Raw genomic sequence first — 15,794 nt, forward strand, 5'->3', positions numbered from 1 at the left:
AACATTTAACAAAAATCTGGTTTTTATAGTTAATAGATGATTTTTCAAATTTTAAATGCAAAATCATCTGACTAATTACAATTATTTTCAAAATTTATAGTGAATATATCGGATTTTCGGCCAGAGTTAATCAGCTTTTGATTCAAACTTGCGGCCAATTCCATTACAATTATCGGGTTTTGAAATTTATGCTTAGATTTACAATTAATTAGAGGACGTATCTGTGAGCAAAGACACTATCGTTGCCCTCCATGCAGAGCACCAAGGTCGTTGGAAAAACCGTGAAGAACTTGCGGAACGTATGATTGCCCTAGTAGGTCAGTTATATCGTGAAAAAAATATCGTAGCTACAGTTTACGGTCGCTCTTTAATTAACCGTTCTGTAATCCAGATCCTTAAAGCGCATCGTCGTACTCGTGTACTGGACGTTGAGCTTTCTGTTGTAGACACTTTCCCAATTCTTGAAGCATTGGCAAAAGTAGAAAACATCGGTACTGCTGAAATTGATCTAGGCAAACTTGCTGTTGAATTCAAAGCAAAAGGTGGTGATGTTAACGCATTCGTTGCTGATGCTGTGAAATCACTTGAAGGCAATGCAACTTCTGTTGAAGGTAAAGACGTTGTACTTTACGGTTTCGGTCGTATCGGTCGTATCCTTGCCCGTTTGATGATCAGCCAGTCAGGTCTAGGCCGTGGCTTGAACCTGAAAGCAATCGTAGTTCGTAAATCATCTGACGGTGACCTTGAAAAACGTGCGTCTTTATTGCGTCGTGACTCAATCCACGGTCCATTCGCGGGTACGATTTCTGTAGATGAAGAAAACGAAGCAATTATTGCAAACGGTCAGTTCATCAAAGTGATCTATGCATCTAATCCATCTGAAGTGGATTACACTGCATACGGTATCGAAAATGCATTAGTGATCGACAACACTGGTAAATGGCGTGATGCTGAAGGTCTTGCTCAACACCTGAAATGCCCAGGCGCTGCTCGCGTAATTCTGACTGCACCTGGTAAAGGTGACATGAAGAACGTTGTATTTGGTGTGAACCAGGCTGACATCCTTGATGAAGATCAAATCATCTCTGCTGCAAGCTGTACAACCAATGCGATCACTCCAACATTGAAAGTGTTAAACGACAAATACACAGTGATCAATGGTCACGTTGAAACAGTTCACTCGTTCACAAACGACCAGAACCTGATCGACAACTACCATAAAGCTGACCGTCGTGGCCGTGCTGCAACATTAAACATGGTTATTACTGAGACTGGTGCTGCTAAAGCAGTTGCGAAAGCACTTCCTGCGCTGAAAGGCAAGTTGACTGGTAATTCTGTACGTGTTCCTACACCAAACGTATCTCTTGCAATCCTGAACCTGACTTTAGACAAAGAAGTTGATCGTGATGAAGTGAATGAATACATTCGTCAAATCTCAATCAATTCTAACCTTCAAGGTCAAATCGGTTATACAAACTCTACTGAAGTTGTATCTTCTGACTTTATCGGTTCTCGTACTGCAGGCGTATTCGACGCTCAAGCGACCATCACTTCAGGCAACCGTTTAACTTGCTACGTTTGGTATGATAACGAAGTGGGTTATAGCTGCCAGGTACTTCGCATTGCTGAACAAATGGGCGGCGTAAGCTATCCAAAAGTTCCTGCTGAAACAAATGCATAATTTGTAGAAGTGATCTAAAAAAGAGCCTCTTTTGAGGCTCTTTTTTATTGTGGAAGATAAAGGTGGCAAATCAGCTTTATAAAACTATTGCATTAATTGATGGAAAATTCACCTTGATGTGCCTATTTGAATCTGTTAGCTTACAAATGGTAAGTACATTGAAAATAGTAAGTAAAAACTAAAAATTGTGATCAAGAAAGGAACTCTTCAATGACCAAGTATGCAATCAGTCCATTACTGGGACAGGTGCTATCTAATGAATGTCCATCCCGTGAAATACTGGAACATCTCACCAATAAATGGTCAGTGCTGGTATTGCGCTGTTTAAGTGAGGGCGTACATCGCTTTAGTGAGCTGAAGCAGCGAATTGAAGGGGTCAGTGAAAAGATGCTGGCACAAACCTTAAAAATGCTGGAGCAAGATGGTTTTATTTTAAGAACGGTTTATCCCGTTGTGCCGCCCAAAGTTGAATATCAATTGACCATTACCGGTTCGCAAGCAGCAGAAAAAATAAACTATTTGATTGGCTGGGTAGAGCGGAGTTTGCCAGAGATTTTGGAAAATAAAGAGCGTGTTACTAAATAAAAATTAAATTGCTTTTGGGGAAGCAATAAATGGATAAGTCAGAAAATCTAGTTGCTCGATTATTGGCAGTGTACGCAATTATCCTAACTTTATGCATCGCTATTTATGCGATCTTTCAGCTTTTAGAAGTTGATCTCACTTTAGCGACTAATCTTTTGCTTTGGTCAGCTTCAATCCTTGCTCCAATAGCAGTATTGATGACTTATACGAGTTGGAGAAAACAAAAAGGTAGTGAGGTTATAGCAGAACAAGCTAAATAGCTTGCAATTTTAACGATTGAAATAGAAGGAATAAATAATAAAATTTTAACAGGATTTTGGGTCAAAAATATAGATTTTAAGAAAGCTAAAAATCTTGTAGATGAGTTCTATAGCTTAAGAATAAATATGCTAAGTTCATTCAAGTTTTTAAAAGAGGCAACTAAAGATCAGGAATTAGAAAAAAAGATCCAGCTGTTTGAACAGAAAACTTTAGGGTTTTATTCACACTATTCAGGTCTTCTTAAGCCGGAGAATATTACAAATATTTATTCCCATATACCCATGCTGAAAAGGGAGTTAGGAGATATTTTTGTTGATTTATGCGAAGAGCTAATGAAATATGCGCTTTATGAAAAATAATATAAAGAAACCTCTTAGTTTACTCATGGTTTTCTGAATATCTGTTGATCAGTTAAAGCAATTCAATTGAAAAAAGTAAAACTATAAAAATAAAGATGCTTAAACTATAAGAAGAATTACCGCAATTCTGAAATAAGTGAAAACATTTTTATAATTCTTATTTTGTATAAGTTCCTCACAATAATTTCTTGATAAATCGTCAATCTGTATCAGCTTTTTGCTTGAATAATATAAAATAATCTTAAATTGGGTCTTCCTCTTGGAAAGCTCAATAAATATAGTCGAGAAATGCTTTAAAATATGGCAGAATAGGCGGTTTTTAAAGTTTTTAGAGGATTGGCATTATGCGCTTTGTTGATGAAGCAGTCATTACCGTAGAGGCTGGCGACGGTGGCAATGGCGTAGCCAGTTTTCGCCGTGAAAAGTTCGTACCATTTGGTGGTCCAGATGGTGGTGATGGTGGTCGTGGCGGCAGCATTTATATTCAGGCTGACGACGACACGAGTACCCTTGTAGATTATCGTTATACCCGTAAATTTCGCGCTGAACGTGGTAAAAACGGTGCTGGCGCAAACTGTGCTGGTCGTGGTGGCGAATCAGTTATTTTAAAAGTTCCTGTGGGAACAACTATCGTCGATTCTGAGTCTGGCGATATTATTGGCGATCTGGTTGAAGATGGCCAGAAAGTATTAGTGGCACATGGTGGCCAAGGTGGTTTGGGTAATACTCACTTCAAATCATCAACCAACCGTTCTCCGCGTAAATGTACGCATGGTACCAAAGGCGAATTCCGTGAAATCCGTCTTGAGCTGAAAGTACTGGCTGATGTTGGCTTGCTCGGCATGCCAAACGCAGGTAAATCAACCTTTATCCGTGCAGTCTCTGCAGCAAAACCAAAAGTTGCAGATTATCCATTTACCACCATGGTACCTAACTTGGGCGTAGTGGATGCGGATCGTCATCGTTCATTTGTAATGGCGGATATTCCAGGTCTGATCGAAGGTGCGGCAGAAGGTGCAGGTCTCGGGATTCGCTTCCTGAAACATTTGGCACGTACCCGTATTCTGCTTCATATTGTAGATGTTCAACCGATTGACGGTTCAGATCCAGCTTACAATGCCAAAGCGATTTTGAATGAGTTGCAAAAATTCTCCCCAACACTTTCAAAATTACCAGTGGTATTGGTTCTGAACAAGGTCGATCAGCTTGCTGTAGATACTCGCGATGAATGGTGTAATCACATTCTTGAAGAATTGCAGTGGGAAGGTCCTGTCTTTAAAACTTCAGGCTTAACGGCTGAAGGCACTAAGGATGTGGTGTATTACCTGATGGATCAAATCGAGCAGCAACGCGAACGCGAAGTTGAAGATCCTGAATACGCAGCAGAGATGAAAGAATTCCGTGATCAGCTTGAAGCTGAAACACGTGAACAAACGATTGCTGCGAAAGAAGCTTATCGTGAAATGCGTCGCGCTCAACGTCTGGGCGGCGATGACTTTGATGATGAAGATGATGACGACAGCGACGTAGAAGTATATTACGTACGTTAATCTTTTAAAGATAAGTCTGAGGACAAGATGATAGAAGTGGTAGATGGGCAACGTCAGCTCAAGGGTTGTAAACGAATCGTTGTTAAAATCGGATCATCTTTACTCACAGCAAACGGGCAAGGTTTAGATTTAGATGCCATCTCGCATTGGGCGGGACAAATCGCGGATCTACACAATGCCGGACACGAGATTATTCTCGTTTCTTCCGGAGCTGTGGCTGAAGGTATGGTTCGAATGAAACTTGAGAATCGACCCACCGATCTACCCAGTCTTCAGGCTTGTGCTGCCATTGGTCAAATGGGTTTAATCCAGACCTGGTCAAGTGTGCTGGAAAAACACAGTATTCAAACCGCTCAGGTATTATTGACTCATGATGACCTGGCAGACCGTCGTCGTTATCTGAATTCTTGTGATGCCTTGCAGCACCTGATTGACTGGCATGTAATTCCGGTTATTAATGAAAATGACACGGTTTCTACTGATGAAATCCGTTTCGGTGATAACGATACCTTAGCTGCGATGGTCGCAGGTCAAGTTCATGCAGATCTGCTCATTATCCTGACTGATCAGGAAGGCATGTTTGACTCGGATCCACGTTCTAATCCGGATGCCAAACTGTTCCATACCGTGCGTGCCATGGATGAAAGCCTGTTTGATATGGCAGGCGGCGGCGGAAAATTTGGTCGTGGCGGTATGCTGACCAAAGTTCGTGCTGCACGTCTGGCTGCGAAATCTGGTTGCCCAACCTTGATCGCGAGTGGTGATAGTGACAATGTTTTATCGCGTCTGATGGCGGGTGAAATGTTGGGTACATTATTTATCACTGATGATGACCGTATGACAGCACATCAGCAATGGTTAGCAGCGCATTTGCAAACTGCAGGTCGTCTGGTGATTGATGATGGTGCGGTTAAAGCGATTAAAGAAAATCACCGTAGCCTGTTGCCGGTCGGTGTTAAAGCGGTAGAAGGACATTTTGACCGTGGTGATGTAGTGGAATGTGTCGATCGACAAGGTCACCGTATTGCTGTAGGACGTGTCAACTTCAGTTCGCGTTCAGCGGAAATCGTCAAAGGTCTGGCATCAGATAAAGTGCATCAGGTCTTGGGTGAAGCGCGTTCTTTAGAGATGATTCATCGAAATCATATGGCGATTTACTAAGTTATCAAGATATAAAAAATCCCGCTTTCGAGCGGGATTTTTTTGTGGCATTTGAATTAATTTTATTTAATCCAGCCCATCCGAATAAAAGGCTTAAACAGGAATTGATGAATGCTGAAAATAAAGTTCATGATTTTATTCTCATATTTCCACCAGAGCGGTAAGCCAGCAAGATTAACTGCCAAAGCAATCAGGAATGCTCCCACCATATCAATCGGAAAATGCACACCTACATAAATCCGTGACCATGCTACCAGCCAGGCAGTCCAGAGCAGGATTCGACCCAAATCACGTTGTGCTGAGAAGTAATAGGCAAAGGCAATTCCACTAAAAATACTCATGTGATTGCTTGGGAATGAACCTGTAGGGGCATGCTCAATCAGGGTTCGACCAACCTCCATGACAAAAGGGCGGGGCGTGTTTAGAACTGCAGATAATACCTCGCTAATTGACAAGGTGATTGCGGTGAAAATCACAGCTTTAATAATCCCTGTTTTGATTTCACGACTGCCGCGCAGCCAGGCAACAGCAAAAATCAGCAGAAATAAATACACCAGATCATGCGCTATCAGTCTGGCATAGTTAATCATCCAGATCGAGGCTTGGTCAGGTACATTGAGAAGATGAAATAGATACAGGTTCAGTTGATCGAGTGACATGAAGAGAGAGGGCTGACACAAATGTCCGTTACTCTAAACCGATCAAAGCTCAATTCATATCTGAGTTTGTATGAATTTGTAGCATTGATTTTTCACAGAATATTCAAGTGATAAAAAACCACCCAAAAGGGTGGTTTTTAAGCGTCTGAATAATTTCATTAAGACTTATTTAAACTGAATAGAACCATTAGCACTGACGGTCATTTTGGATTCACCTGCTGCCATTTCCTGTTCTGGAACTGCTTCGGCATAAGCAGATTTGGCCATCGCCATGCGTGGCACAGGTGGATAACCCGAATTATTGGTGTTGATATTCAGATTCACCAGTTGATAGCCCGGTTTGTTCCAGGCTTGCGCCAGACTTTGCGCACGTTGCTGGAAGTTTTTCGAAGCTTCAAGCATCAGCTCATTTTCTACTTTTTTACGTTTTGCTTCAGATACTGTGAAGTTAATCGATTCAGTCTGGAAGTTCTGTTGTAGCTCAGCAATCAGTTGCGAGGCGGCTTTAAAGTCAGTCGATTCAATCCGTACCTGCGCACGAGCACGCCATTCTCTTAACTTGCGGTTGTCGTTGTCATAGACTGGATAGGTATGCTGTGAACCGGTTTCAATTTTTACCGTAGGATATTTTTTAGCAGTATTAATGGCCTGCGTCATCAACTGATTGATTTGTGCTGCAAGCTCAGCGGGCTGTTTATTGGATTTTTCAACAAATAAATTGGCATTCATCAGGTCATTGGAAATATCGCGACTGGCTTCTGCCGAGATATTCACCACATTATAATTCAAGGTTTCTTCAGGAGCTGCGAAAGCGGCAGAAGATAATGCGCCGAGCAAAGCAAGCGCTGAAAAAGAAGAAAGACGCATTTTGTTGTCCTGTTTTAGTGGAATTGTTGGCCTTGTGCTGATCATAAAATACTAAGGTAGAAATGTGTTGATATTCCGAAATTATTGTCGTTGGATTGTTAAAAATATATTTTATTTATTGTAGATATATCGGAACCAAATGTGATGAAAATTATATACTTATTGAGATAATTGTTTGATAATTACACTGTTGTATTCATGACAACAAAATTGCATAAAATGTTTAGGCTTCCTTGTCATTACTATGCATAAAGTTGATAATTTAGACAGCAACATTTTTTGATATATTTTTTCAATAACAGTCGAGGCAAATTGATACTAAAAGTTGTTTATTTTCCTGAAAAAAACTGTATCATCCGCCTCTCCTAGTTACTGAATAGAAAATTGTCTAACTAGATTATATAAAGCACCGAGTCAAACGACCGCAAGTCACCAGACTTATTTCTTTCAACCCATATCAGAGATGGTAATTCGATATGAGCGTTTCTTCTGTAAATCCTGCCACCAATTCCACAAACGAATACTACTTGACTCGCCAAAGTCAGATGGAATCGAATGTGCGTAGTTATCCACGTAAATTACCGTTAGCGATAGCGAAAGCACAAGGTTGCTGGGTTACCGATGTTGAAGGTACGGAGTACCTTGATTGTTTAGCTGGGGCAGGGACATTGGCATTAGGCCATAATCACCCTGCGGTCATTCAAAGTATCCAGGACACACTTGCAAGCGGTCTTCCATTGCATACGCTGGATCTCACAACTCCTTTAAAAGATGCTTTTACTGAAGCACTTCTTGCTTACCTGCCAGGTGGCAAAGAAGAATACTGCTTACAGTTCTGTGGTCCATCTGGTGCAGATGCAACAGAAGCAGCGATTAAACTAGCCAAAACCTTTACTGGCCGTAGTTCAGTGATCAGCTTCTCTGGTGGCTATCACGGTATGACTCACGGTTCTTTGGCAATGACAGGTAACCTGTCTGCGAAGAACTCGGTGAATGGTTTAATGCCAGGCGTTCAATTCATGCCATATCCGCATGAATACCGTTGCCCATTGGGTCTAGGCGGTGAAGCGGGCGTTGATGCTTTGACTTATTATTTCGAAAACTTCATTGAAGATGTCGAAAGCGGTGTAACCAAGCCAGCAGCTGTAATTCTTGAAGCGATTCAAGGTGAAGGCGGTGTGGTAACTGCACCGGTAAAATGGTTGCAAAAAATCCGTGAAGTGACTGAAAAACACAATATTGTGTTGATTCTTGACGAAGTTCAAGCAGGCTTTGCGCGTTCAGGCAAAATGTTCGCATTCGAACATGCGGGTATCGAACCTGATGTGGTTGTAATGTCTAAAGCCGTTGGTGGTAGCTTGCCACTTGCAGTACTGGGTATTAAACGTAAATTCGATGCATGGCAACCTGCTGGCCACACTGGTACATTCCGTGGTAACCAGTTGGCAATGGGTACAGGTCTTGCGACTTTGCAAACCATTAAAGAACAAAATCTTGCGCAAAATGCACAAGAACGTGGTGATTTCCTGCAAGCTGAAATTAAAAAATTGGCTGCTGAATTCCCATGTATCGGTAACGTTCGTGGCCGCGGTCTGATGATCGGTGTTGAAATTGTTGACGAACGTAAACCAGCGGATCATATGGGTTCTTTCCCTGCTGATGGTCAATTAGCTGCAGCGATTCAAACCGCTTGTTTCAACAACAAACTGTTGCTTGAAAAAGGTGGCCGTAACGGTACAGTGATCCGTTTACTTTGCCCATTGATCATTACTCAAGCTGAGTGTGAAGAAGTTCTGGTTCGCTTCAAGAAAGCGGTTGCTGAAGCTCTAGTCGCAGTTCGAGGCGCATAATTCATGGTAGATTTTGCAGAACACCGTAAAGCGTTACTCTGCAATGATGCTGCATCTATCGCTGACTATGAGTCGGCGATGGATCAGGCGACCAAAGCGGTTGCAGCATGGTTGCAAAACGACAAGATGTATACCGGCGGTAGCATCAAGGAATTGCGTAGCGCAATTGCGTTCAATCCTTCTAAAGAAGGTCTGGGCGTACAAAAGTCTTTAGAGCGTATGGTTGAGCTATTCCTCAACAAGAGCTTGAAAGTACATCACCCGCATTCGCTTGCGCATTTGCATTGCCCGACAATGGTCACTAGCCAGATCGCGGAAGTGTTAATCAATGCAACTAACCAGTCAATGGACTCTTGGGATCAAAGCCCGGCAGGTTCTTTGATGGAAGTGCAGCTGATTGACTGGTTACGCCAAAAAGTCGGCTATGGCTCAGGTCAGGCGGGTGTGTTTACTTCTGGTGGTACACAATCCAACCTGATGGGCGTACTGCTGGCGCGTGATGCCTGCATCGCGAAAAACTGGAAAGACGAAAACGGCAATCCGTGGTCTGTTCAACGTGATGGTATCCCTGCGGATGCAATGCGTAATGTCAAAGTCATCTGTTCTGAAAATGCACACTTCTCTGTGCAAAAGAATATGGCGATGATGGGCATGGGCTTCCAGTCCGTTGTGACTGTACCTGTGAACGAAAATGCGCAGATGGATGTTGATGCTCTGGAAAAAACCATGGCGCATCTTCAATCTGAAGGCAAGATCGTGGCATGTGTAGTCGCAACTGCGGGTACCACGGATGCCGGTGCGATTGATCCACTCAAACAGATTCGTGAAATCACCAATAAATATGGCGCGTGGATGCACATCGACGCAGCATGGGGTGGTGCGCTGATCCTGTCGAATGACTATCGTTCTATGCTAGATGGTATCGAGCTGTCTGATTCTGTGACACTGGATTTCCATAAGCATTACTTCCAGACCATTTCATGTGGTGCATTCTTGCTGAAAGATGAGGCGAATTATCGTTTCATGCACTATGAAGCAGAATACCTGAACTCTGCTTATGATGAAGAGCACGGTGTTCCTAACCTGGTGTCGAAGTCACTACAAACCACTCGTCGTTTCGACGCATTGAAATTGTGGATGACTGTAGAAGCACTGGGCGAAGAGCTCTACGGTTCAATGATCGACCATGGCGTGAAACTGACTCGTGAAGTGGCAGATTACATCAAGGCAACTGATGGTCTGGAACTTCTGGTTGAGCCACAATTTGCATCGGTATTGTTCCGTGTGGTTCCACCAGGCTATTCAGTTGAATTTGTCGATGCCTTGAACCAGAACGTAGCAGATGAACTGTTTGCCCGTGGTGAAGCGAATATTGGCGTCACTAAAGTTGGTCAGGTGCAATCTCTGAAAATGACGACTTTAAGCCCGGTTGCAACGCTTGAAAATGTGAAGAACCTGTTGGCACTTGTGCTTGCAGAAGCGGATCGTATCAAGGATTCAATTGCGGATGGGACTTATACACCGCCAATTGCTTAATCAATTGCAGGTGAAAAAAAGGAGATCGTTAAGATCTCCTTTTTTATTGGAATTTGGCTGACACATAGATAATGATTTTTAAATAAAATTAAGCTGCAAATAAAGGACTAAAGCCTTTTTTCCTTAACAGTTTACGGTACATACTGGAGCTGCGATCTGCCGGGAAATGTGCTTCCAGAGATAAGTCTAGCGGTAAAAACTCAGGCTTCTGGTTTTCGACAATTAGGCGATCTTCTTCAAAAATCTTCAGATTAAAATCATAGGCTTCTTCGACGGGTAAGTCTTTATCATAATTACGACAGATAGGAGCAAACAGTCGGGTCTGACGGGCGGTCATCGGTGAAGCAGCATTCATAATCACCTGTTTGGCATCATTAGGGAAATGGATGGTCAGGGTCGCGGTAAAGGGCAGGCTAATTTCAAAATGTCGTAGCCATTTAAAATCTTCCTGACCGCGCTGATCTAACCCAATCGGATAACGGCCGACACTGCTGATATAGTCGGCACTGAAACCATATTCAGTTTCTGTTGTGGTGTAATTCGGGACTTCAACATCATTCGGATCACCGAAGGTATCTGGATGTACCCAGGCAAAATGGGCGACATCAATAAAGCCTTCTAGCTGTCTGCCAGCAAAACATTTGATGTCGACTTGTGGGCAAACCAGTTGCTGATAATCTGCATCATTCCAATAAGGCATCACTGGAATATTCGGTTCAGCATCTTTGTTAGCTATCAGTGAACACCAGATCAGACCATAACGTTCAACCGCGGCATAGGTCCGTAAATGAAACCGATCTGAAATTTTATGCCGTGGATGGGCAGGGATACGGTTGCATTTACCTTGCGTACCAAAGCGTAGGCCATGATAAGGGCAGACGACGCCTTGACCATCATTTTTTCCCAAACTTAAAGGCACACCACGATGCGGACAGGCATCTTTGGCTACGACCAGTTCATCCTGTATCTTGTAAATGACCAGTGGCATATCTAGCAACCTTGTCCCTAGCGGCTGTTCAGAGACATCACGGGCTAAGGCCACTGGATACCAATATTGAGCTAGGAGATGCCAGTCATGTTCTTCAAATGTCATGTGAATCGGTAAATCGGGATTGAAAACTGGAATGGTTGTGCTGTTCATGGCGCTATCACTGTGATTCTTTATTTCCAATATAGGCCAATGTGATGTTCTACGAAATTTCAAAGATCAGGACATCCTGTTGCATAAATTCGAACAGGATGTAAGGAGGAATGAGCTATAGGCAAAAAAATTAAAGGAAGCAATATTTAAAGTTCCGAAAAATGCTTCTTTTATTTTTCATGCACAAAATGTGTATTTAGGGCTTTATGCCTAATGTGATATGCAAGCTCCGTTCAGATAAAATCAGCTAATGTCAGGGAACAACAAAAATATCTGATTCAGGATGAAGAGATGACTAATTTGCATGTATCCCAACCCGTTGGCTGTATTATTCAAGGAAAAATGGTACAAGGCGGTGGCGAAAGTTTTGTGGTGATCAATCCTGCTGATGAGCAGGTATTGGCACTGTGTTCCTCTCCCTCAGAAGCACAAGTTGAAGACATCATCCGTAGTGCCGAGCAGGCTTTTCACCAATGGAAAAATACGGATGATGCAACGCGACAGTCAATTCTGCATCGTATTGCGGATCGTATTGAAGAACACCGGGAAGAATTAGCGCGTTTAGTGGTGCAGGAGCAGGGCAAACCTTATGCGCTGGCTGAATTTGAAGTCGGTGGGGCCATTGCCTGGACCCGCTATCAGGCAGAACTCAAGATTGAAACTGAAATCTTACAGGATGATGCCAATAAACGGATCGAACTGCATCATCGGCCTTTAGGGATTGTGGCATCGGTCACTCCATGGAACTGGCCTTTGATGATTGCTGTCTGGCATATCATGCCGGCAATTCGCGCTGGCAACGTGGTGATCAATAAGCCTTCAGAATTTACCCCATTGTCGACCCTTCGACTCGGTGAGCTGATTCAGCAAGAAGTTGCACCTGGAGTCGTATCTATACTTACAGGTGGCGGCGAAGTTGGTGCCAAGCTGACCAGTCACCCTGCAATTGCCAAAGTGGTATTTACCGGTTCAACCGCAACTGGTCAAAGAATCATGCAGAACGCAGCTGCGACTTTCAAGCATTTAACACTGGAACTTGGTGGCAATGATGCAGGCATTGTTTTGCCAGATACCGACATTCAGGCAATGGCAGTCCGAATCTTTCATGGAGCTTTTATCAACATGGGCCAGACCTGTGCAGCGTTAAAGCGTCTTTATGTGCATGACAGCCAGTATGATGCACTGGCACAGGAATTAGTAAAAGTCGCACAGCAACAGTCTCTGGGAGATGGTTTAGCCGAGACGACTACTTTTGGTCCAGTGCAAAACATCAAGCAATACCAAAAAGTTCAGACTATGATTCAGGAAGCCCAGGATGAAGGGGCAATAGTCATGACATCTGGTCAGAATCTACCGGATACAGGCTATTTTATTGCACCGACAATCGTAACCAATGTGAGTCCAGATAGCCGTCTGGTTCAGGAAGAGCAGTTTGGTCCGGTATTACCTTTGATCCGTTATCATGATATTGAAGAAGTACTGACTGAAGCCAACAATACGGATTTTGGTTTAGGTGGTTCGATCTGGTCATCCAATCTAGAGCAGGCGCAGCAGTTTGCACAGCGACTGAGTTGTGGTACGGCGTGGATCAATACGCATGGTGAGATTTTCCCGCATGTACCTTTTGGGGGATGGAAGCATTCAGGCATTGGTGCCCAGTTCGGACTGAGTGGTCTGCTCGAAAATACGATTCAGCAGGTTGTTCATATCAATAAAAATTAAATCAAAAAAAAGCTCAAGTTGTACTTGAGCTTTTTTCTTTTACTTTAAGATATATCAACGTAATAAAGGGCGGGCAGCCTGAAAATCAAAATGTAATTGCTTGAATTTATTTAAGACAATATAAGATTTGATATGACCAATAAAATTACAGCTCAGCAATTTTTCAGTCACAAAATTTGCCAGCATTTCCAGATTTTTAGCGCCTACTTTTAACATGAAATCTGCATCACCACTTAAAGAAAAAGCTTCCTGAATAGCTTCTTCTTCTTCAATCAATTGTTGAAAAGCGATCTTCGCTGCTGCGTCATGTGTTTTGAGATTGACCTGAACCATAGCCAAAACTGCAATTCCCAAAGCTTCAGGATGAATGCAGGCGCTATAACCCAAAATAATTCCTTTTTGTTCCAGCAGCTGACGCCGTCTAGAACATTGAGAGGCTGACAAACCGATTAAATCTCCGATTTCCTGATTCGTCAGGCGCCCATTTTTTTGCAAAGCCTGGATGATTTTCCAGTCAAATTTATCCATTGCATCCATTGCATTGAATCCTTATCCGATACACGTTTTATGTGTTTTTGAATCATTGTGACTTGCATTATGCACGAAATCAGAAAATGAAATGCAATATTCTGTAATTGAAGCATGATAAGTGATAGGGAAAATAATAATGTTTATGGAAATTGGTCAGTACCTTAATCAGCGCCTGCAAGAGCTAGGAATTCAGCATATTTTTGGTGTGCCAGGCGACTTTAATCTCTCCTATTTAGAACAGATCGAAATTGATCCGAAACTGGAATTTATTGGTAACTGTAATGAGCTAAATGCAGCTTATGCAGCGGATGGTTATGCCCGTCTGCATGGTGTCGGCGCTTTACTGACCACTTATGGGGTTGGTGATTTGAGCGCGATTAACGGCATTGCAGGTGCATATGCCGAGCAGGTTGCCATGGTGCATATTTCCGGTATCCCGCCTTTGCATGCCGTAGAGCAGGGTGCTTTGTTACACCATACCCTGATTGATGGCGATTATGACAATATCATGAACTGCATGCGCGAATTTACCGTGGCACAGACACGTTTGACTCCAGCCAATGCAGTGAGTGAAATTGACCGGGTATTAAAGCAATGTATATTGATGCGTCGACCGGTTCATATCCAGCTTCCATCGGATATTACCCATCTTCAGATTAAAGTACCTAAGCAGCCTCTGGATCTGAGCCGTCCACAGAGTGATCCAAAACTTCTGCAAGACACTGCGGCACGAATAGCCAAACGCATCAAACAGGCACGTCAGCCAGTCCTGCTCATTGACAATGAAGCAGAAATTTTCCAGCTCACCGATATGCTGCAAAATTGGGCTGAGCGCATGCAGATTCCCTATACCTGCCTGTCTACTGCCAAAAATATCATGAATGAAAGTCACCCCTTATATGCGGGCGTTTATGCAGGTGCAGCAAGCGCAGCATCGACTTGTCAGTTGGTGGAACAGTCGGACTGCCTGATCGCTATTGGACCACGTTTTACCGATGTGGCCACCGCATTTTTCTCACATCGTGTATCCGCACAAAATATGCTGTATCTGGCGGATTCCTGTCTTTGTCTGGATGGGCAGATGATCAGTGGACTGGATTTAGCTCAGTTGATCCAAGCCATCTCAAAACAGACTTTAGATGATCAACCACGTACTTTTAATCCTGCACCGAAACCATTGTTACAAACTCAACAGCTCGAAGAAAATACTGCGCTGAGCCAAACTGCACTCTGGCAGCAGATTTCTGAATTCTTGCAGGAAGATGATGTGATTGTGGCAGAAGTGGGCACTGCCAATGCAGGTTTATCAGGATTGACCTTGCCGGTGACCGCCAAGTATCTGGTTCAACCGATCTGGGGTTCAATCGGCTATACCTTGCCTGCCTTGCTTGGCAGTATGCTTGCTGCACCTCAGCGCCGTCATCTGTTATTTATTGGGGATGGTTCGATTCAGCTGACCATTCAGGAGCTTTCAACCTTATTAAGAGAAGGCTTAAAACCTGTAATTTTTATTTTAAATAATGGCGGCTATACCATTGAACGTTTGATCATGGGTGAAAATGCCAAGTACAACGATATTCAGAACTGGCAATACAGTCAGTTTGCCCAAGTCTTTTCTGCAGATACCCCGCATCAGGCTCATATAGTCAAAACCCCGGCAGAATTAAAGCGTACACTCGCACAGGTTCATCAGGCTGAGGAATTATGTCTGATTGAACTGCAACTTCCACGTATGGATGCTCCACAACGCTTAAAACAGTTTGCTGAAGTCGTGGCACGCTATGACTATGGTGAATATGGTTATAAGCAGCTAGTCGAGCAGAATACACCTCCCTACAAAAAGGCAATCTAGCAAAATGTAGAAATTAAAAAAAATTGTTCACAAGGAGTG

General features: G+C 43.1%; 14 protein-coding genes. 10 read left to right on the forward strand and 4 right to left on the reverse strand.

Annotated features, from left to right (window positions below; translation table 11 throughout):
* Positions 1-223: 223 nt before the first annotated feature.
* From AC4MBN_RS04845 to proB, 6 genes are all read left to right on the forward strand, one after another.
* Positions 224-1,681 carry a glyceraldehyde-3-phosphate dehydrogenase gene (locus tag AC4MBN_RS04845; protein WP_004782721.1) on the forward strand — a complete coding sequence of 486 codons (1,458 nt, stop codon included), beginning with the start codon at positions 224-226 and terminating at the stop codon, positions 1,679-1,681.
* Between the two features lie 210 nt (positions 1,682-1,891).
* Positions 1,892-2,266 (forward strand): winged helix-turn-helix transcriptional regulator, encoded by a 375-nt coding sequence (locus tag AC4MBN_RS04850; RefSeq protein ID WP_125278388.1) that lies wholly within the window; start codon positions 1,892-1,894, stop codon positions 2,264-2,266.
* Positions 2,267-2,295: 29 nt separating this feature from the next.
* Positions 2,296-2,526, forward strand: coding sequence for a hypothetical protein (locus AC4MBN_RS04855; RefSeq protein WP_205683241.1), 231 nt, complete (start codon positions 2,296-2,298; stop codon positions 2,524-2,526).
* A gap of 126 nt (positions 2,527-2,652) precedes the next feature.
* Positions 2,653-2,886, forward strand: coding sequence for an SPX domain-containing protein (locus tag AC4MBN_RS04860; RefSeq protein ID WP_419374437.1), 234 nt, complete (start codon positions 2,653-2,655; stop codon positions 2,884-2,886).
* 344 nt (positions 2,887-3,230) lie between these two features.
* Positions 3,231-4,436 (forward strand): Obg family GTPase CgtA, encoded by a 1,206-nt coding sequence (gene cgtA, locus AC4MBN_RS04865; protein ID WP_004782712.1) that lies wholly within the window; start codon positions 3,231-3,233, stop codon positions 4,434-4,436.
* A gap of 27 nt (positions 4,437-4,463) precedes the next feature.
* Positions 4,464-5,597, forward strand: coding sequence for a glutamate 5-kinase (proB, locus tag AC4MBN_RS04870; protein WP_005234922.1), 1,134 nt, complete (start codon positions 4,464-4,466; stop codon positions 5,595-5,597).
* Between the two features lie 62 nt (positions 5,598-5,659).
* Here the strand turns inward: proB and AC4MBN_RS04875 are convergent, their stop codons facing one another.
* Together AC4MBN_RS04875 and AC4MBN_RS04880 are read right to left on the reverse strand one after the other, a co-directional pair.
* On the reverse strand, positions 5,660-6,256 hold the full coding sequence (locus tag AC4MBN_RS04875) for a phosphatase PAP2 family protein (protein ID WP_491880760.1): 597 nt from the start codon (positions 6,254-6,256) through the stop codon (positions 5,660-5,662).
* 165 nt (positions 6,257-6,421) lie between these two features.
* Complete coding sequence (locus tag AC4MBN_RS04880) at positions 6,422-7,123, reverse strand: SIMPL domain-containing protein (RefSeq protein WP_004782671.1); 702 nt, start codon at positions 7,121-7,123, stop codon at positions 6,422-6,424.
* Positions 7,124-7,599: 476 nt separating this feature from the next.
* On the opposite strand from AC4MBN_RS04880, the gene AC4MBN_RS04885 reads away from it, so the two are divergent.
* Both AC4MBN_RS04885 and AC4MBN_RS04890 read left to right on the forward strand, forming a co-directional pair.
* Positions 7,600-8,973, forward strand: coding sequence for a diaminobutyrate--2-oxoglutarate transaminase (locus AC4MBN_RS04885; RefSeq protein ID WP_419363470.1), 1,374 nt, complete (start codon positions 7,600-7,602; stop codon positions 8,971-8,973).
* Between the two features lie 3 nt (positions 8,974-8,976).
* Positions 8,977-10,509 (forward strand): pyridoxal phosphate-dependent decarboxylase family protein, encoded by a 1,533-nt coding sequence (locus tag AC4MBN_RS04890; protein ID WP_419374440.1) that lies wholly within the window; start codon positions 8,977-8,979, stop codon positions 10,507-10,509.
* A gap of 88 nt (positions 10,510-10,597) precedes the next feature.
* Here AC4MBN_RS04890 and AC4MBN_RS04895 read toward each other — a convergent pair whose 3' ends face one another.
* The gene (locus AC4MBN_RS04895) at positions 10,598-11,650 is read right to left on the reverse strand and encodes a Rieske 2Fe-2S domain-containing protein (protein WP_491880761.1); all 1,053 of its coding nucleotides are present in this window, start codon (positions 11,648-11,650) and stop codon (positions 10,598-10,600) included.
* A gap of 291 nt (positions 11,651-11,941) precedes the next feature.
* On the opposite strand from AC4MBN_RS04895, the gene AC4MBN_RS04900 reads away from it, so the two are divergent.
* Positions 11,942-13,372, forward strand: a complete 1,431-nt coding sequence (locus AC4MBN_RS04900) for an aldehyde dehydrogenase family protein (RefSeq protein ID WP_491880762.1) — start codon at positions 11,942-11,944, stop codon at positions 13,370-13,372.
* A 54-nt stretch (positions 13,373-13,426) separates the two neighbouring features.
* Here the strand turns inward: AC4MBN_RS04900 and AC4MBN_RS04905 are convergent, their stop codons facing one another.
* Positions 13,427-13,900: an Lrp/AsnC family transcriptional regulator gene (locus tag AC4MBN_RS04905; RefSeq protein WP_034703664.1), complete on the reverse strand. Its 474-nt coding sequence runs from the start codon at positions 13,898-13,900 to the stop codon at positions 13,427-13,429.
* Positions 13,901-14,039: 139 nt separating this feature from the next.
* Between AC4MBN_RS04905 and AC4MBN_RS04910 the strand changes: the two genes are divergently transcribed.
* Positions 14,040-15,755: an alpha-keto acid decarboxylase family protein gene (locus AC4MBN_RS04910; protein ID WP_491880763.1), complete on the forward strand. Its 1,716-nt coding sequence runs from the start codon at positions 14,040-14,042 to the stop codon at positions 15,753-15,755.
* The last annotated feature ends 39 nt before the right edge of the window (positions 15,756-15,794 follow it).

Source organism: Acinetobacter sp. CAU_H_60 (assembly GCF_058599385.1).